This window comes from Paenibacillus sp. RC67 (assembly GCF_030020805.1).
Classification (GTDB): Bacteria; Bacillota; Bacilli; order Paenibacillales; family NBRC-103111; genus Paenibacillus_S.
The window spans coordinates 1,229,558-1,245,482 of record NZ_CP125098.1 but is presented as its reverse complement, the minus strand read 5'-3'; the positions used below and the strand labels follow the sequence as shown (position 1 = coordinate 1,245,482).

Here is a 15,925-nt window from a genome sequence, read left to right as displayed (position 1 = left end):
ATCTTAGCTAAAAGCATTATACACTGCCGATTCTTAATAAATCTACTAGGTAAAGTAACCTCACAAAGTGGGGTCTTGACTTTAAGAGCCACGAAGGTTTAAAAATAGGGCTGCCCATTGGCAGCCCTTTATCCATTCTCTTATGATCATTTTTTTAAGCTTTGGGTAAATCCGGATCTCCATGAAGGGTAAAGCGGTACCCACCCGAACTCGCCCCGCGCTTTGGCGTTCGATGCCCCTCGTTCCCCTCGATTACTTCCTGTTGTATACGGAGGGACAGGAGCATTAAGGGCTTGCGCATACGCAGGCAGCCACTCCTTGCCTGCAGCGGGCTCATCATCGACGATGTTTACCGGTCCTGTAGGCCATTTCAGCGCCTGCATAGCGGCATTGGCCGCGTCCTCCACATGAAGAAACGAAGTGAGTCCGTCGGTTGCCGGCAGCTCGCCATCTCGGACTTTTTTCGCAATGGCTCCCTTGGCGTCATACCAAGTATCTGGTCCGTAGAGCATTCCATACCGGAGAATGACGTGATGCGGTAGTTCGGCTACTGCCCTCTCCAATGCAACAATTCCCTCTATCGTTGATTTGCGGGGCGGAGGTGCCTGAATATCCAAAGGAACTTCTTCTGTCGCAGGATGATCGCCAGGCTCATACGCCCAGGAGATACTTTGTGCAATCATAAGCTTAACCCCTGCAGCTTGGGCAGCATCCACCAGGATGCGGGTTCCTTCTATTCGAATCCTGGCATTCTCGGCGAAATTCCAGTTACTTAACGAAGTAAGTTGATGAATAATTGCATCCGGCCGCACTTCCCCTACTGCCGCTATCATAGCCTCGCGATCAAACGCATCAACTATCATAGGCTTTGCCCCCATAGCTTCAATGAGCGGTCTCCGTTCTTCGTCATGCGTCATTCCAATGACTTCATGACCCGCTTGGGTCAGCTTGGGAAGCAGTAAACGACCGATGACCCCTGTGGAACCTGCTACGAATATTTTCATCGAATTCCCTCCCGAATGTCGGTAGTTATGATTTGTCCCATTCTATTGTTCCATTTTCGATAGTAAATAAGAACCTGAATCAAAATTAACATAAGTGTGACAAAGATCAATAGTAGAATCGCCAAGCCAAACTGATGTGTAATATCATTGATCCAGCCCAAAAGGATTGGTCCTAACGCCCCGATAATATATCCCGCAGATTGCGTCATTGCAGCTAAAGAGGCCGCTTCCTGCGGACTTGAAGCCGCATCGATCGGAAGCAAAGTTCCAAGCGCAAACAACATCCCCGAACCAAAACCTAGCAGCATGGCCGCTAACCAGGGAAACGTCGTACATACAATCAGCAGAAATCCAATAAGCTGCAATAACGATGCGGTAAGCAGCCATAACAAGCGGGATGGAACCCGCTTCAGCAGCATTTGAAGAACCCAGCTGCTAGGAATCTGAATCACAGCAAAGATCGTCAATACATTTCCCGCATATAGGCGAGAATACCCCATGCTTTCCATGATGGGAGACAGCCATGCCATTAACGAATAAAATACGAATGCCATGAGCCCAAAGTGCAGAGTCAGCAGCCAAGCGCTCTTATTTCTCCATGGCAGCTTTGCTGCCTGAGCCAGATCCCTCGTCCTCACAGAAGCTTGGTCTCTCTGTCTGACGACAGCATACCATACCGGTGTTGCTGCCACAGCCAATACCGCCCAGAAAGCCAGCGACATTCGCCAAGAATGGGAGACCGTTTGCAAGGGAACGGATAAGCTGGAGCCTAGTGCAGCCCCTAAGGAAAGAGCCATGGAGTAAACTGCGATCATCATAGGAACATTGCGCAGGAAATGCCTACGGATAAATCCCGATAATAAAGGCCCCATCGCTGCAATCCCCAAACCTATCAGAACCGCAGTCAACAGGAAAAAGACCGTGGAGTGTGCGACTAGCCGCAGCAGTGTGCCCCCACTGATTAGCACGAGCGACCATGCAATAACCCACTCCATTCCGATACGTGCAGCGATTCTGACAGAAAGCGGTGAGAAAAAGCCCATGCACAAGACAGGAATAGATGTTAGCAAGCTGGCAACAGAAGCACTCATTCCTAATTCTCCTCGGATGTTCTCAAGGACAGGAGCTAGGCTGCTGATCCCTGGCCGCAAATTTAAAGAAGCCATGAAGAGGGCTAAGATCATGAATCCACCGGCCATCTTGCTCTTCCTGCTGCTTTTCTGAAGCTGCAACGGAAGACTCATCGATTCCACCTTCCTTCTACGTTTGTTTTCCATTGGCAATATTCATAGTATCATGGTAGATTGGTATCGATCAGTACCACATTTCAATCAAAATAAGCATACCAATTATATTAGATCAAGGAGGCATCCTCATGCCGAGACAGCCCGACTTCCACACTGCCCAGACGAAAACAAAGCAGATTTATACCCTCCTTCGGGAACGAATCTTTCAAGGTATTTATCCGGCTGGCAGGAGACTGCCGTCAACGAGAGATCTTGCAAGCGAATTCGGAGTGTCACGGGCACTTGTCGTAGAGGTCTATGAGCAGTTGATTGCTGAAGGCTATTTGGAAGGCAGACAAGGTTCAGGCACCTACGTCGTAGATTTAGGCGGTCGAAGGCCTTTTCTGGCTCAGCAGCAGGAAAGAAGTTTATCCCTTGGAGCTGCCGATTCTATAAAAGCTTCTTCAGGCTTCCATCGCATTGACTTTCGCCCAAGTTTCCCGGCACTGGAGCATATTCCTCGCAAAAAATGGAAGGAAACCGCCCAGGCTGTATTTGAAAATATGGCTGCATGGGAATTCGGATACGACCAAACCGAGGGCCATATAGAGCTCCGCACAGCCATATGTCAGCTCTTACGAAATACCAAAGGGATTACATGTCTCCCTTCTCAGGTGATGATCACGGCTGGTGCTACCCAAGGCATAGCTTTGCTGTGCCGGTTTTTATTGAAACCCGGAGATAGCATGGTATCAGAAGACCCTACCGCTACCTTCATTTATGAGATGTTTGCTTCTACCGGCGCTAACATCATACCGGTTCCTGTTGATGACCATGGATTGCGAATCGTGGATATACCGTCTTCCGTTCGACCCAAGTGCGTCTTTGTTACTCCTTCGCACCAATTTCCTTTTGGCAGTATTCTGTCGATAGGGCGCCGTATGGAGCTTCTGGAGTACGCAAGACAAACCGGTTGTTACGTTATCGAGGATGATTACGACAGTGAATTCCGCTATGCGGGAATGCCGGTTCATGCTCTAAGAGAGCTGGACGCAGAACGCGTCATCTATGTCGGGACGTTCAGTAAAAACCTGTTCCCCGCGCTTCGGATAGGTTACATGGTAATGCCGAACGAACTGATCGCTCCTCTTCAGCGCCTGAAACGACTGGCAGATATGCAAAGCCCGACCTTACCCCAGCTTACTCTGGCAAGGTTCATAGCCGAACAGCATTTGGAACGGCATATCGCCCGTATGAAACGCATCTATGGCAAAAGACGAAACCGTCTCATCACCAGCTTATCCGAAGCGTTCGGCAGCGGGGTCCGAATATCTGGCGATGCCGCGGGCCTGAATCTGGTTGCCGAATTAAACAAGTACAAACTTGATTCCTATGCCACTGCGCGGCTTGCGGAACAGAACATTACCATTTATCCTGCGGAGAAATATACAATCGCCAAAGGAAAGTATGAAGACCGGTTCATTATGGGATTCGGTAACGTATCAGAACCAGATATTGTAGAGGGAGTCAAAGCCCTAGCGGAGATTTTAAAAGGGACTAGCAGAAGAAACAACGAGCCCCTATGATGGCTTGGAATAAAAAAAGGCAGACCTCTCATGTGAACTGCACCTTCAATGTTAGTGATGACTAATCATTGGAGTACAGTTCACAAGTAGGCCTGCTATTCGTTACTTCCCTAAGAAAGATAGGGCCGCTCCATCTTGACGCGATTCAAGCCTCCATTGCCGTTCCTAGAGTCAACAATTTAGTGACTGTCTTCCAATTGCGAACGGTAACCGGGACATCCAGCTTATGAAGGTTAATCGCCAATTTGGAATCACGGACACTGTAGCGGAATAAGAGGTATACATCCCGTCCTGCAACGTGATATTTATCATCCTCACTCTGGTACTGCTTCAGTCGTTCCACCTTTTCCTGTAACGGCTCTTCCAGTAAAAAGGCTACGTACAAGCTCTCTGCATCTGACGCGGCATCCGCTTCGGCAATTTCCTCATCCGAGAACGGACAATGGGCTGCCACCTCTCGCAGCTCTTCCAAAGTTCTTAAAACGACAGTGATAGCGAAGCCAAAAGCGTTCTCCAGCTCCTGCTCGATTCGTTGGCGCAGCGTTCCTTGTTCTTCATCTGATTCGAACAGCACATTGCCGCTTTGAATATAGGTTTGCACGCGGCTTAGTCCTTCCATCAATTCCAGGGTACACTTTAAATCAGCCATTTTGACCTTATTTTTGCCGCCAACATTAATCCCCCGCAGCAGTGCGATATAGATCATCCTGATCCCTCTTTCTTATTTTGTAAAAGTTAAGTTATCCGACACGGCAAGCTTCGTTTAAACTACAGAGCAGCTTACGCTCCCTCCTTTATTCTGCTCTCGCAACAACCCGAGCAATGGAGGAATCCGCCTTAACAGATAACGGCAGGGCTATAACTTCAAACGATTTTACATGGAGCAGCTGCTCCACATTCGTCAAATTTTCAATAATCAGAATGTCGTTTTGGAACAGATACTTATGGACTTCAAAGGGATACTGATCTGGCGACGGAAAGTCCAGTCCGATCATTTTCACTTGCTTCCGTACCAGCAGCTCTGCAAAAGGGAGGGTCAGCACAGGATGATCCGTATAATAGCGGGGTTGTCCATAGTATTGATTGTACCCAGTATACAAGAGGACGATTTGCTTCTGCTGAATAAGCTCCTCATATTCCACCTTGTAATCGATTGTATTTTCTTGGGAAACATCGAGCAGGCAGCCTTCCCCTATAAAGGTTTCCACAGGAAAATCATTCAGATACTTTTCACAGTCCACAAGATGCATGGGCCCGTCAATGTGAGTGCCTGCATGCATGTTTATAGATAGCTGATGGTTCGTATAACCGTCCTGTTGGAATTTCTTGGATCTGACCAGCCCGGTTTCAGCATCCCCAGGATACACCGTCATTCCGTCATGAATGGGTTGTGTTAGGTCTATGATTCTCATTAAAATTTCCTCCGCTCTAGGAGCCATTAATCACTAAGTGAAAAAAGAGTCTTAGGTTCCAAATGCTTCGTCAGCTTGTCCAGCTCTGGAGATGAAAACCAGTCATTTTCCAAGTAATCCCCATATTTGATCGTATGGATAACAGAATCAGAGGACAAATAAATATTATGGTGAACCCCCGGCTGGAAGGTGATGTTATCTCCTTGTCGCAGAATCCCCAATTTCATTTCGCTTTCCTTCTTGCTGGCATAGACGATCCATCCCGACTGAACGACGTACAATTCTGATACAGACTTATGATAGTGACTGTTCTGCCAAGCACCTTGGTCTGAAGCAACAGTTCGACAGTAGGAGCTTCCGTCCAAAGAGCAATTCAAGCGAAACCTGCGCTCCCCATTGTCCATGAGATCGTATTTGGTTGCTATTCCGAATAGTGCCGCCTCTTCATCTGATATTGGGTTCATCCTAACGCCTCCATGTTTGCTGCCACCTCTATGGAAATTAGCAGCTTCTTCCCTTTACAAGCTCTTTAGCATTTTATAATTAACCAGTTGTACCCCTCTGCGCTCAACAACCTGAGATTCAATAACCCGATATCCCCTTTTTTCAAAAAAAGGTCTAGCCGTAATGCTTGCTTCTACATTTATTTCAGTCAAACCCCACCGTTTCGCTTCCTGCTCCAATCGCTCCACCAAAGCAGAGGCAATGCCTTGTCCTTGATAATCTTTATGAACATACAGTCTATCCAGATGCCCCTCTACCGTCATATCCGAAAAACCGGTAATGACTCCACCAGTCTCAGCAACATAGGTCATATTGCGGCTCATCGATTCTTCCCAAGCTTTCAGCTTAAGTGCTTGCTCGTCTACAGGTGCCCATGCATCTAACTGCTCTTGTGAATAGTCTCTGCCGTTTACCGAATGTACAGTTTCATAGAACAGGGTGACGATCTGGTTTATATCGGAAGCTTGAAACCTTCTAACGTTCATAGACGGCTCCTTTCTATAAGGAAAACGTTACCATTTTATATTATAAGGGATTGTCCTCTTTGAGAAAAGCTCGCCAAGCTTAAAAACCCAAAACGGAGCAGCCACAAATGGCCTTATCGCTGTACGGATTTTTTCCTATTGCAATATACAGTTGGATTGTATATAGTATAACTATACAGTTTCACGATATATAGTTTCGCTGAATAAAGGGAGGCCACATATGAGTCGCGATAAACATTTACCGCTCACGGAAACCGTCTATTATATTCTCTTGGCTTTAACGGAGCCTGCACACGGCTACTTGATTATGCAAAAGGTCGAGGAGCTTAGCGGCGGGCAAGTCAGAATGGCTGCAGGCACGCTGTACGGTGCGGTCGAGAACCTGTTAAAGCTAAAATTTATACAGCCTGTCCAAAGCGAAGATAGCCGCCGCAAAGTTTACGCTATTACAGATAAAGGTAGAGAGATTTTGCAGCTCGACTTAGAACGAATGATTCATATGGTTGAAGTAACAAAACCTATTCTTGGTTAACAACAGGAGGAATGAACATGAGAAAATATAAGTTTTTTCTTAATTTGGATAAAGAAGAGCAATGGTTGAATGAGATGGCGAAGCAAGGATATCAGCTCACTAATAAATCATCGTTCGGATACGAATTTCAACCTGCTGCGCTTGAACATGCTGCGATCAAAATCGATTACCGCACATTTAAAAAGAAGGTAGATTTTGAAGATTACCTGGCGCTTTTTGAGGATTGCGGCTGGAAGCATATTGCAGGAACAAAAAGCTCCGGCGCGCAATATTTTATGAAAGTCGACGAGAGCGGAAATGAAGATATTTTCTCGGATGCCGATTCGAAAGCCGGCCGGTATAAACGGATATCGGATATGTGGATGACCCTCGCGTCAACATTTATTCCTCTCTTCGCTGTTTTGGTTTCAACCGGCTCGATTAAAATAGGGGCACTACTGAATCCTAAACTGTTGTATTACACACCAGGACTATGGGAAAAAACCGGATCTTCCTTTTGGAGCGCCTTTTGGTTTGAAACGCCGTTTGCTTTCTTTAGAGGCTTCTTCTGGATGCTCATTCCGCTCATGATTCTTTTGTACCTTATCTTTGCCTATAAAGCCAATAAGCAGTATCAGAAGACACAAGAAGAAAAGTATGTAAAATAAAACTAATTAACTACTCAACCAGCATCTTATTTAGCAGTCGATAATTGCTTATCCATTTCAAATGCAGCCTCAGTCAAAGTTTGCTGAATGGCTTCCTGCGAGTCGATAGTGGACAATTTCTTTAGTGCACTGGAATTCACTAAGACATAAGTCACAACAAATAAAGAAATATTCCTGTTAGGGATTTATGAGATTAGACACATGAAAGTATGTAAGGAGCTTGGGGACATAATGTTAGAGGTAAATGGAGAACGCAAGGTCTGGAGTGTTATTAACGTTTATTTCTCTTCTCATCCAGATAAATATCTAACGCCGCTATTCCACGAAAATCCAGTTTTATAAATAAAGACTATAGATTCCAAGTAACAGCAATAACCCATAAATAATGATCATGATCATAGGTAACATGGCAAACATAGAGTAGTCATTATCCAATATTAATTTGTTGATGTGAATGAGCTTAAGTTCTTACCGATTCAATCGTAAATCCATTTCAATACAGGTTTAAGAGCCGCCGAAGCGACTCTTAAACCTGTATTACCTCATGAAAAAATGGTTTCATTCACCTTCATGCATGATACTTACCTTCTGGCGCATCAAGAACCCACTCTAATATTTCAATCCTAGCTTTTGTTTCATTTATTTCATCCGTATTTTGTACCGTATCCAATCTCTGCAACCTTTGTTGTAGTTGGATTATCATTCTTTTAATTTGATCTTCTGACCTCATATTATCCACCTCTTAGTTGAATTAGTTTATTAGATTTTATAAAGAGTTACTTTTTCTTTAATTTGAGTCCTACTTCCTGAAGGTTCTTTCATAATCTTCAAACCTTATTTTTCTAATTTGTTTACGATCTGAAGTACGGACAATAATCCCCTCGGACTTTCCAGAAGCATCCATCCCTACCCTAGTGCCCTCAAACTGCTTTAAAAATGAAAATGTATGCTCGAGAGAAATTGGAAAATCTGAGCCCTTGACCGTTTCTAATAGTGGAGCGAATTCTAAGTCCATACGCTCAACAAATTTCCTTTTCTCAGCTTCATCATAAAAAGGTTGATTACCATGATCTCTCCACTCGGCAATCTTCTCCTGAGGTAATTCAAGCAGCCTTACTAATTGTTCCTGATTTAAAGAAAACACATCAAACACGCGATACCCTTGAGTCTTACTATCCGTATAGTTCTTAGCAGCTTTTGTCTTTCCTCCATAAGATTCTTGATAGATTACTGTTAAAGCCCAATCCTCTTTTGGAAGGATGCCAGCAATTAGGGTCTCAGCTAATGGCTTAAGGAACTCTGCAATGTTACCGTAAGGATTGCCGATCCTATCCCCCTTTGCATACAGTAATTCCTCTCTGGAACCAATCAGATAATCGATTTCATTGTTATTTTTAAAGATGATTATTCTTGAGTTCTCGCCGTCTACTTTTTCATAAACAAAAACCTCATCCGAATTGGCGAATCCTTTTGACTCGGATAATTCATTAGTTAGTCTGCCTCTTTCACCTAATTCATGATAGGTAAGAATACTTGGGTATTTGGTTAAAGAATTTATTTTTTTCAAATCCATTGCTTCATCTCCCACAATAGTTAGGATATCATTGTAATAATTAGTATAATAATGAAATCAAAGTTGTAAAGGAGAATTCATATGGGATGGTCAGAGCTGCAATTGAATCCTAATGAATATAACGAAACATTTAAAGCTATAGATGAGAAGCTGATGATTCTCTTGAATGAGCGAAAGGTCCTTGCAAAAGGCAAACGGTTCTCTCCCCCAAGAGAAGTTATGCAAGAATGGGCAAATCAATACGATTTGAATATTCCACAAATCAGTTGGCTGCTGCACAGTCTTAATGAGGGAAGCCGTCCTGCATTGCCTAGCGAGCCAGGCGAGCTGCTAAACGTGTTACCTATCATGAAAAAATCCGTTGTTGAGGGATTCCAGTATTCTTTGACTCATTCCATGCAGCATCAAAACGGAAGCATTGTTTTTCTCGAAATTCAGCAAATCCAAAATGACGAAAGCATCGGCCATGTACGCCCTCAATTATTATTAGAAGTGACAGGCAAAGAGGAATACCGTGTCCGTAGAAACGGTTCTCATGGCGGTGGCGGTCAATCTCAAGTACGCTTTCTGGTGTTCCCACGGTTACCTGATGATATTGATAAAGTTCATTTCACTTTGATTCCGTATGCCATCCCTATGGAGGAACCTCCAAAAGAGGTTGTATTAACTCAAGAAGTTGTATTTGACTAAAATAATGGTTCTGCCCACTATTCATTATCGGTCATGCCAATTCCATAAACGCACTTCTCCCACACGAAGAGTAGATACCCACGGTTCTTGCTGCAGCTTCAACAGCTCCTTGGTTGGACCTGTCAAGACAACACCGTACAGCTTAACCCCGTTCACCTCAAGATACTGGACGGCAGAATCAATCTGAAGCCAAGGGGCAAGGCGATTGCTGATCCTGGCGTATTGCTGCAGAAGATAGAGGGTATCCATAAAATTTTGCTCCCTGACCTGTCCGTCTCCATAAGACTGTATTGCCGGCGAGGATGAGCTCGTTGTTACGATTTTACTGAACCAGCCTGTTTTCTGCTCCGTATAGCTGTCAACCTTCATATCTTTTTTATGCCAAATAGGGTAAAAAGGAAATCCGACAGGGGCCATCACCGCCGTATCGTCCCCATTCCTCCTCTCTTGATCGGTGTAAGCGGCGAACCAGACTGGATCCATATTTTTGTTTTCAAGAAGGGTCAGCAGCTCATCGGTTGTGTAATACCGATCTAATGAGACGAACACTTCGGACACAGTGCCCTCCGGAAGCTTTTCCAATCTGCTCCATTCCGAGTCTGCTTTATACTTTGCATCAGGAAGCTGGAACAAGTAATCACCCGAGGCAGAAGCTTCATTACGCCACGTCGTTTGTTCAATCCCCGGCCACCCTAGCAAGAATGAGAACTGAAAATCGCCGATAGAGGAATCCACTGACCCTATTTTCTTGCGCAATGTTCCTTTGTAATCCATCGTGAAAAAGGCGTTCGAATTGCTGCTCCCGCTCACACTCAAATTCGGCCTGGTCAGCGATATTGCCGAGGAAATAACATCTTGATACACAGCAGAACGGTCCCCGATCCCATAAAACAGTCCGGTCAATATTGCGCTGACTATAGTAATGGAAATGACGATCCCGATGGCAGTCAAGGCCGTCTGCAGTCGAGCCTTCCATTTGCTTTTACGGAGCAAAGACGCTTCCTTGAATGGCGGAGCCATTCCTTCTCTAAGCGAATCCCGCTCCTCTTCGTTACCGAGTAGCTCGCTCAAATATTTTTGATAAGCTTCCATTTTATCCAGCTCTTGCTCCAGCTGTTCTTTCTCGCTATCCTTAAGCTTGCCTTCCGCATAATCTTGCAGCTGTCGTTTGAATTCTTCGCTCATAGATGCTCCTTCCTTTCTTTGTGCTGTCTTAATGCCTGCCTTGCACGATACAGCAATATTTTAAAATGAGACAGTCTAATCTCCATAATATCTGCGGCTTCCTGATAGGATAGCCCGTGAAAATCATGCAATAGGATCGCCTGCATCTGGGGCTCGGGCAACGCATGAATGACATCCCCGATCTGCTCCCACTGTTCTTGTTCTAGTACATATTGATCTGGAGTTCGTGTATCCGGCAGCTTGGCAAAAAACTCTGCTCCTGTAGGAATGCTGCGCTTTTCTTTTCGATAAGAATCCACGAATGCATTATAGGCTACGCGGAACAGCCAAGGCTTTATTTTATCGTCCTTGCAGTGCTCTAAATACAGATAAGCCCGGTAAAACGTTTCTTGAACCAAATCTTCCGCAGCGTGATGATCTCGGCAAAGGGAGAACAAATACCGATACACATCTTTAACATATAATTGATACACGCTGTCCAATGAGTACCGTTTCATTCCATCCCCCCTCAATCTATACACGAATGAAACCGTCAAAAGTTACAGTTTTTTCTTTCAAGATCATGAAACATGTCCATTATTTGATTGAACACAAATAACACAGACCCTTTGAGCTGCCTGTGCTTTGTTTATTACGATCCACTGTTTAATTACCGTCCGCCGTTAATTTAATCAACCGCAATATATTTTCCTAACCGTATCCCCGTTGATATATATGGCTTCTTTGTCAGTAAGCCTCTCCACCTTGCAATGATGCGCGGCTTCGAATTCCAATATTCTTTGTTCATGAGATTTATCATCGGGAAACTTATCTTCTCTGCCATAATGCGGAAAAATAATCGTATCATTCAAATGAATAGCATCTAAATGAATCATTCCAACCTGATTAAAATGAGGAGTAAAGTGATCGACAATGCGAATGTCAGGCCCTAATACCATCGTCCCGGCACTGATCCCTACAAGTACGACTCCTTTTTACTCAGTCCTTCGATTAGCTTGTCTGATCCACTCAGCCTTAAATGATGCAAGAGGTGAAATGGATTGCCGCCACTTAAGCAGATAACATCGTATTCGGCCAAGCGATTCGCGTCTTCAAATTCAATATCTATAAAATCCACTTTGCGAAATCCCATGGTTTCAAGAGCATGCTTTGCTTTCACAGAGGGGCGAGCCTGTTCTCTTAATTCAACCGCAGCCGTAGTAATAATAGCGGCAGTTAATTCAGTCGGAGCTTGCTCCAGTAGATCGAGGAAGGCTTCGGTTATTTGAGCAGTCGGAAAAGCGGTAGAGGTTAGTAACATTTTTCTCATATTTTTATCTCCTGAATCACGTTATGAAGTAGCATTAAAATGCTTAATGTACAGTCCGTTCTCATTCATATTTGCCCCGTTGAATTCAGATAAATCATACGCCCCAAGCTCGCATAGACGCTCAAGAGTGCCTAGTCCATTTTCAGCAACTATATCTAGCACTATATTCATATTGAATTACTTCCTGTCATTAAAACTAAACTTTTCTCCAAAAGTGCTTGATTAAATCCCGATGTCCCGCTTCTATCATAATAGAGTTAAGTACATCCCTTAATTGCTCATATACCGGTTCACCTGCCAGCCATCGTCCACAAAGGGATACTATAAGCTCTCCTTGTTTATGCTTGGCTTTTAGCCAGCTGCTTTTCCATTTTGGATAAGGGTAAGGCTCGTTACGAGAAAGAAAAGGCAAAGCCAAGGCAGCATCGATCGCCCTTGTCATCGTAATGATTTCCCCCAGTGGTTCCCGTGATGCGGATAGAGTCACCCCCGTGCGGAAATCTTTGTAATGCTTTGTTAGAAGCTCCTTATTTATGGACTGAAATTGTGTATTCGCATCTTCTATCAGTTGGGGAAGCTCTGAATTATGGTCTTGGATACAACAAGCATGCTGATATATCCACAGAACTTCAGGATTATCCCCACTTAAACGGTTTTGCAACCAAGTGAGCGGGCGAACTTTGATATCTATTAATGGGTGATGAATTTCATCATGAACCCATACATGCTGAATTCCACCTGCCATTTCAACTATAGTATTGTGCAATGAGTCCGGTATGATGAATTCAATATCAAGATCAGACGTTTCATTCTGCATTCCAAAAGAATAACTGCCGGTTACTGCGATAACAGCTTCATTCATGGTTTTTTCAATATAATGATAGGCTGATTGTTGTTTTAATGAACCATTAAAATAATCTGATACTATAGCTCGAGCTTCCGAGTTCATAATTATTCCACCTACTATTAAGTGCTGAAAGCAAATTGCTGCAGCGAGTTATTTTTATTTTTACATTTCTGTCTGCACCATTTTTAGAAAGCGTTTACAAATCACTGCTTCAGCTTAAACGAGTTGCGAATGCTCTCCACATCATGAAACATAGACAGGTACTGCTGCTTCTTCATCTCATCATCCGGCGCATATTGGACATCTGAAGGCGTATGGAAGGTAAAAATGGCGTCCCCGATTTCACCAATCTTTGCAATATGAATGATCTTCACCAGCTCGGTACCTTCCCTATCCCACTTTGCTTTGGGCCATATTTCGACTGTAAATAACTGACCCGCAGGTCCATTGATCTTATCTGAAAAAGTGATGCGATTATTGGCTTCAACCACTGCATATTTATCTTTCCACTTACGAGGAATTTCCAACGTAAAATGATGATTGGTATTTTCATATACAATACTTTGGAATTCGCCCTCTTTATCTGCACAAGCATTAAGGATACAAAGTGAGGTCAATAGCAGTACCAGTACCAATTGTTTGCCTTTCATTCGCAATCCTCCCCTTAAGCATTCATTCCCCCAGTTCTCACAATAATTAGACGCATCTTTATGTAAAAAGTTTCCTTTTGATAGTTTTATTTTCCGAAATGCAATTGCTCTAACCAGCACTTAATAGCCCATGCTTGATGTTCATGGAATAATTCGTTGACCTGTTCAATACGAATCCATCGGAGAACATGATCTTCATCTAAAGGATCCATTAGTTTATTGACCAACTCAGCAGGTAACCGTAACACCTTTGTTCTAACATATCTTCAATCTAATCCGCCAACTCCATCCATGAAGTAAATAGGTTCAATCTATCTTCATCCACATGTTCTCTCCCATAAGCGTCCAGAAATATATCCTTATATTGATCCGTCTTTAAATTATAGTTAAGCGTCCAAAGTCCCCAGTAAAGATCGTAATGTCGGTCTCCTACCCCGCCGTATCCTAGATCGATAAATCCCTTAAACGCGAAGTTATCCATTATGATGTTAGGCAAGCAATAGTCCCCATGAATCATCACATTATCGATAGCAGAGTTCTTCACCTGATGTATGATCTGTAGATGGCTTGTGTCTTTATCGTTCAGCTCATCCAACATTTCCGTAGTTCTATGAGGATAAGGGCATCCCTCTGTAGGAAGTGAATGCAGCATTCTCAAAGATTTCCCAAAAACACCAGCCAATTTCCTGGGATTCTCAATATGCTCTTCTGCCGTTCCGTCTTCTCCCGCTAAGGCCTCTGTAAATAAAAAATCATGGTCCGCATCGGACTCATAAGCAATGACTTGGGGAGCAACAGCATGATAACGATTCAGAAAACGGGTCATTTCGTATTCTCGTTCGAGGCTGCCCCGCTTGCTTATTTTGAGATAAGCCTTAACATCACCCACTACAAAGAGTGTTTTTGCATTTTCAGAACAACTGCTATCATAGATGTTTGCGTTTTTTAAATAGGGTCTAATTTGTACAGGAACGTTTGCAAAATGGAAGTCAATTTCTGTTTTTTTCATTGGTTATCATTCCTTTAATAAAAAATTCGAAATCTGCTACTGAATCGAACTGATTTAAAGGTACTTGTTCAGATCGAATATGATGCTCTAGCAGCTCGTTGAGCTCTAATACAGCTTTTCGTAATGGCTCAAAATCATAAGGGTCAAGAAGTGCTATTAAATCCGGGTAGCCGAATTGCTTGTAATAGTGCCGATAGTCACCCAAATCAAAAGCACCGGGCCTTTGTCCATGTTCGGCTGCATAAAGGATTCGTGCTAATCCATCCTGCACATGAATGGCGGCAAAAAATGCCGTTTCATAGTGACCTTGTTCGCATGCGGTCTCTATTTTGTTCAGCATGCCTTTTTCCTCTTCATAGTATCCTTTCATACGATCTTTATAGGAACGAGCCTTAGGCAGGCTTTGCTTTTGCGAGGTAATGAGATGCATCATATCGGCAGTCATTTGTTCACAGGCTTGAAGGATGTCATGAATTGAATGGCTGAACATCACCGTATCAAGAAACGGCTCTATTTGTTTCGGCTTTATCGTTAATTGGCTGATCTGCTCACGAAAATGACCCCACATGCGTATATAATACGTTTGGTTTACCAAAGCAAGGCTTTGAAAAAGATGAACCGTGACTTCGTGCGCAAGCGTTCGGCAGTAGGACAAATCCATGTCATTTCGGGCAAACCGCATTTTTGTCAAATGCAGCAAGCTATCTCGCCATACAGCTTCCGCTTTATGGATCAGCGTACTAGCTTGGCCCGGCTCCTTCATCGCCGCCGCAGCATCGCGAAGACTCAAGAATTTCTCATAGTCCTCCTCAGCTCGGACATACAGCAGCTCACAGTCCGTAATAATGGTCGTACCCCAATCCTCAAACGAGGCCATTTTCTCAGCGCGCTCCCAACGGATAGGCCAGAAATCGAAGCTTATTCCATCTATAATGAACTGTAACTCAACGTCTTTTCCTCTTGTAGTGGCGGGGATGAAGAAAAAATCCAAGTCCGACCGTTCCGTCGCCCTCCCCTGCAAGTACGACCCGTAGTAACCGACGATAGCCACATCTTGCGGGTAATGGTTCCTGATGTGCTGGACCAGAATATCCGCTACCGCAAATACATCGACCATTGCGACTCCCTCCCTTATACCGGTTCGTTTCACCTCGTTGATACACGCTGGCACGAATAACTATATAGGATTTTTTGGAAATGATGTAGTACTATAATTGTTTTTTACCTTAAAGATTTTCTATCGCCAGGACGATCAGGCTGCCCACT

The 15,925-nt window shown here is 43.9% G+C and carries 21 protein-coding genes; 4 read left to right on the top strand and 17 right to left on the bottom strand.

Translation table 11 applies throughout. The features are described from left to right. Positions 1-146: 146 nt before the first annotated feature. Together QMA13_RS05770 and QMA13_RS05765 are read right to left on the bottom strand one after the other, a co-directional pair. Positions 147-1,004, bottom strand: a complete 858-nt coding sequence (locus QMA13_RS05770; protein ID WP_282940127.1) for an NAD-dependent epimerase/dehydratase family protein — start codon at positions 1,002-1,004, stop codon at positions 147-149. Further along, complete coding sequence (locus QMA13_RS05765) at positions 1,001-2,248, bottom strand: MFS transporter (RefSeq protein ID WP_282940125.1); 1,248 nt, start codon at positions 2,246-2,248, stop codon at positions 1,001-1,003. The genes QMA13_RS05770 and QMA13_RS05765 overlap by 4 nt, the downstream gene beginning before the upstream one ends. Positions 2,249-2,379: 131 nt before the next feature. Between QMA13_RS05765 and pdxR the strand changes: the two genes are divergently transcribed. Next, positions 2,380-3,816 carry a MocR-like pyridoxine biosynthesis transcription factor PdxR gene (gene pdxR, locus QMA13_RS05760; protein WP_282940123.1) on the top strand — a complete coding sequence of 479 codons (1,437 nt, stop codon included), beginning with the start codon at positions 2,380-2,382 and terminating at the stop codon, positions 3,814-3,816. A 145-nt stretch (positions 3,817-3,961) separates the two neighbouring features. On the opposite strand, the gene QMA13_RS05755 is transcribed toward pdxR, so the two are convergent. The 4 genes from QMA13_RS05755 to QMA13_RS05740 all read right to left on the bottom strand — a co-directional run bounded on the left by QMA13_RS05755 (position 3,962) and on the right by QMA13_RS05740 (position 6,217). Continuing rightward, a complete protein-coding gene (locus QMA13_RS05755; protein ID WP_282940122.1) occupies positions 3,962-4,522 on the bottom strand; it encodes a DUF1697 domain-containing protein in 561 nt (186 codons plus the stop codon). 88 nt (positions 4,523-4,610) lie between these two features. Beyond that, the gene (locus QMA13_RS05750; RefSeq protein WP_282940120.1) at positions 4,611-5,228 is read right to left on the bottom strand and encodes a cyclase family protein; all 618 of its coding nucleotides are present in this window, start codon (positions 5,226-5,228) and stop codon (positions 4,611-4,613) included. 26 nt (positions 5,229-5,254) lie between these two features. After that, positions 5,255-5,692: a cupin domain-containing protein gene (locus QMA13_RS05745; protein ID WP_282940118.1), complete on the bottom strand. Its 438-nt coding sequence runs from the start codon at positions 5,690-5,692 to the stop codon at positions 5,255-5,257. A 54-nt stretch (positions 5,693-5,746) separates the two neighbouring features. Next, on the bottom strand, positions 5,747-6,217 hold the full coding sequence (locus QMA13_RS05740; protein WP_282940116.1) for a GNAT family N-acetyltransferase: 471 nt from the start codon (positions 6,215-6,217) through the stop codon (positions 5,747-5,749). A gap of 220 nt (positions 6,218-6,437) precedes the next feature. On the opposite strand from QMA13_RS05740, the gene QMA13_RS05735 reads away from it, so the two are divergent. Both QMA13_RS05735 and QMA13_RS05730 read left to right on the top strand, forming a co-directional pair. Then, positions 6,438-6,749: a PadR family transcriptional regulator gene (locus QMA13_RS05735; RefSeq protein WP_282940114.1), complete on the top strand. Its 312-nt coding sequence runs from the start codon at positions 6,438-6,440 to the stop codon at positions 6,747-6,749. Positions 6,750-6,766: 17 nt separating this feature from the next. Beyond that, positions 6,767-7,396, top strand: coding sequence for a DUF2812 domain-containing protein (locus tag QMA13_RS05730; protein WP_282940113.1), 630 nt, complete (start codon positions 6,767-6,769; stop codon positions 7,394-7,396). A gap of 568 nt (positions 7,397-7,964) precedes the next feature. Here the strand turns inward: QMA13_RS05730 and QMA13_RS05725 are convergent. Both QMA13_RS05725 and QMA13_RS05720 read right to left on the bottom strand, forming a co-directional pair. Continuing rightward, entirely contained in the window at positions 7,965-8,126 is a 162-nt protein-coding gene (locus QMA13_RS05725; protein ID WP_282940111.1) for a hypothetical protein, read from the bottom strand. 69 nt (positions 8,127-8,195) lie between these two features. Continuing rightward, positions 8,196-8,969 (bottom strand): RNA ligase family protein, encoded by a 774-nt coding sequence (locus QMA13_RS05720; RefSeq protein WP_282940109.1) that lies wholly within the window; start codon positions 8,967-8,969, stop codon positions 8,196-8,198. A gap of 81 nt (positions 8,970-9,050) precedes the next feature. Here QMA13_RS05720 and QMA13_RS05715 point away from each other — a divergent pair, with 81 nt between their 5' ends. Then, entirely contained in the window at positions 9,051-9,659 is a 609-nt protein-coding gene (locus QMA13_RS05715) for a hypothetical protein (RefSeq protein ID WP_282940107.1), read from the top strand. Between the two features lie 24 nt (positions 9,660-9,683). Here QMA13_RS05715 and QMA13_RS05710 read toward each other — a convergent pair whose 3' ends face one another. From QMA13_RS05710 to QMA13_RS05670, 9 genes are all read right to left on the bottom strand, one after another. Then, positions 9,684-10,844 (bottom strand): anti-sigma factor, encoded by a 1,161-nt coding sequence (locus tag QMA13_RS05710; protein ID WP_282940105.1) that lies wholly within the window; start codon positions 10,842-10,844, stop codon positions 9,684-9,686. Beyond that, a complete protein-coding gene (locus QMA13_RS05705; RefSeq protein WP_282940103.1) occupies positions 10,841-11,341 on the bottom strand; it encodes a sigma-70 family RNA polymerase sigma factor in 501 nt (166 codons plus the stop codon). Before QMA13_RS05705 ends, QMA13_RS05710 begins: the two co-directional genes overlap by 4 nt. A gap of 174 nt (positions 11,342-11,515) precedes the next feature. Further along, positions 11,516-11,782, bottom strand: a complete 267-nt coding sequence (locus QMA13_RS05700; protein ID WP_282940101.1) for a hypothetical protein — start codon at positions 11,780-11,782, stop codon at positions 11,516-11,518. Positions 11,783-11,799: 17 nt separating this feature from the next. Beyond that, positions 11,800-12,153: a Type 1 glutamine amidotransferase-like domain-containing protein gene (locus QMA13_RS05695; RefSeq protein WP_282940099.1), complete on the bottom strand. Its 354-nt coding sequence runs from the start codon at positions 12,151-12,153 to the stop codon at positions 11,800-11,802. A 21-nt stretch (positions 12,154-12,174) separates the two neighbouring features. Further along, positions 12,175-12,324 carry a hypothetical protein gene (locus QMA13_RS05690; RefSeq protein ID WP_282940098.1) on the bottom strand — a complete coding sequence of 50 codons (150 nt, stop codon included), beginning with the start codon at positions 12,322-12,324 and terminating at the stop codon, positions 12,175-12,177. Between the two features lie 25 nt (positions 12,325-12,349). Further along, positions 12,350-13,102, bottom strand: a complete 753-nt coding sequence (locus QMA13_RS05685; RefSeq protein WP_282940097.1) for a hypothetical protein — start codon at positions 13,100-13,102, stop codon at positions 12,350-12,352. Between the two features lie 101 nt (positions 13,103-13,203). Beyond that, on the bottom strand, positions 13,204-13,650 hold the full coding sequence (locus tag QMA13_RS05680) for a methyltransferase (protein ID WP_282940095.1): 447 nt from the start codon (positions 13,648-13,650) through the stop codon (positions 13,204-13,206). A 271-nt stretch (positions 13,651-13,921) separates the two neighbouring features. Beyond that, entirely contained in the window at positions 13,922-14,659 is a 738-nt protein-coding gene (locus QMA13_RS05675; protein ID WP_282940093.1) for an aminoglycoside 3'-phosphotransferase, read from the bottom strand. Further along, positions 14,640-15,776: a kanamycin nucleotidyltransferase C-terminal domain-containing protein gene (locus tag QMA13_RS05670; RefSeq protein ID WP_282940091.1), complete on the bottom strand. Its 1,137-nt coding sequence runs from the start codon at positions 15,774-15,776 to the stop codon at positions 14,640-14,642. The genes QMA13_RS05675 and QMA13_RS05670 overlap by 20 nt, the downstream gene beginning before the upstream one ends. Positions 15,777-15,925: the final 149 nt, after the last annotated feature.

What these genes read in the sequence shown, in the direction of transcription:
- QMA13_RS05770 (WP_282940127.1), bottom strand. Translation starts at nt 1,004, where the DNA reads ATGAAAATATTCGTAGCAGGTTCCACAGGGGTCATCGGTCGTTTACTG.
- QMA13_RS05765 (WP_282940125.1), bottom strand. Translation starts at nt 2,248, where the DNA reads ATGAGTCTTCCGTTGCAGCTTCAGAAAAGCAGCAGGAAGAGCAAGATG.
- pdxR (WP_282940123.1), top strand. Translation starts at nt 2,380, where the DNA reads ATGCCGAGACAGCCCGACTTCCACACTGCCCAGACGAAAACAAAGCAG.
- QMA13_RS05755 (WP_282940122.1), bottom strand. Translation starts at nt 4,522, where the DNA reads ATGATCTATATCGCACTGCTGCGGGGGATTAATGTTGGCGGCAAAAAT.
- QMA13_RS05750 (WP_282940120.1), bottom strand. Translation starts at nt 5,228, where the DNA reads ATGAGAATCATAGACCTAACACAACCCATTCATGACGGAATGACGGTG.
- QMA13_RS05745 (WP_282940118.1), bottom strand. Translation starts at nt 5,692, where the DNA reads ATGAACCCAATATCAGATGAAGAGGCGGCACTATTCGGAATAGCAACC.
- QMA13_RS05740 (WP_282940116.1), bottom strand. Translation starts at nt 6,217, where the DNA reads ATGAACGTTAGAAGGTTTCAAGCTTCCGATATAAACCAGATCGTCACC.
- QMA13_RS05735 (WP_282940114.1), top strand. Translation starts at nt 6,438, where the DNA reads ATGAGTCGCGATAAACATTTACCGCTCACGGAAACCGTCTATTATATT.
- QMA13_RS05730 (WP_282940113.1), top strand. Translation starts at nt 6,767, where the DNA reads ATGAGAAAATATAAGTTTTTTCTTAATTTGGATAAAGAAGAGCAATGG.
- QMA13_RS05725 (WP_282940111.1), bottom strand. Translation starts at nt 8,126, where the DNA reads ATGAGGTCAGAAGATCAAATTAAAAGAATGATAATCCAACTACAACAA.
- QMA13_RS05720 (WP_282940109.1), bottom strand. Translation starts at nt 8,969, where the DNA reads ATGGATTTGAAAAAAATAAATTCTTTAACCAAATACCCAAGTATTCTT.
- QMA13_RS05715 (WP_282940107.1), top strand. Translation starts at nt 9,051, where the DNA reads ATGGGATGGTCAGAGCTGCAATTGAATCCTAATGAATATAACGAAACA.
- QMA13_RS05710 (WP_282940105.1), bottom strand. Translation starts at nt 10,844, where the DNA reads ATGAGCGAAGAATTCAAACGACAGCTGCAAGATTATGCGGAAGGCAAG.
- QMA13_RS05705 (WP_282940103.1), bottom strand. Translation starts at nt 11,341, where the DNA reads ATGAAACGGTACTCATTGGACAGCGTGTATCAATTATATGTTAAAGAT.
- QMA13_RS05700 (WP_282940101.1), bottom strand. Translation starts at nt 11,782, where the DNA reads ATGGTATTAGGGCCTGACATTCGCATTGTCGATCACTTTACTCCTCAT.
- QMA13_RS05695 (WP_282940099.1), bottom strand. Translation starts at nt 12,153, where the DNA reads ATGAGAAAAATGTTACTAACCTCTACCGCTTTTCCGACTGCTCAAATA.
- QMA13_RS05690 (WP_282940098.1), bottom strand. Translation starts at nt 12,324, where the DNA reads ATGAATATAGTGCTAGATATAGTTGCTGAAAATGGACTAGGCACTCTT.
- QMA13_RS05685 (WP_282940097.1), bottom strand. Translation starts at nt 13,102, where the DNA reads ATGAACTCGGAAGCTCGAGCTATAGTATCAGATTATTTTAATGGTTCA.
- QMA13_RS05680 (WP_282940095.1), bottom strand. Translation starts at nt 13,650, where the DNA reads ATGAAAGGCAAACAATTGGTACTGGTACTGCTATTGACCTCACTTTGT.
- QMA13_RS05675 (WP_282940093.1), bottom strand. Translation starts at nt 14,659, where the DNA reads ATGAAAAAAACAGAAATTGACTTCCATTTTGCAAACGTTCCTGTACAA.
- QMA13_RS05670 (WP_282940091.1), bottom strand. Translation starts at nt 15,776, where the DNA reads ATGGTCGATGTATTTGCGGTAGCGGATATTCTGGTCCAGCACATCAGG.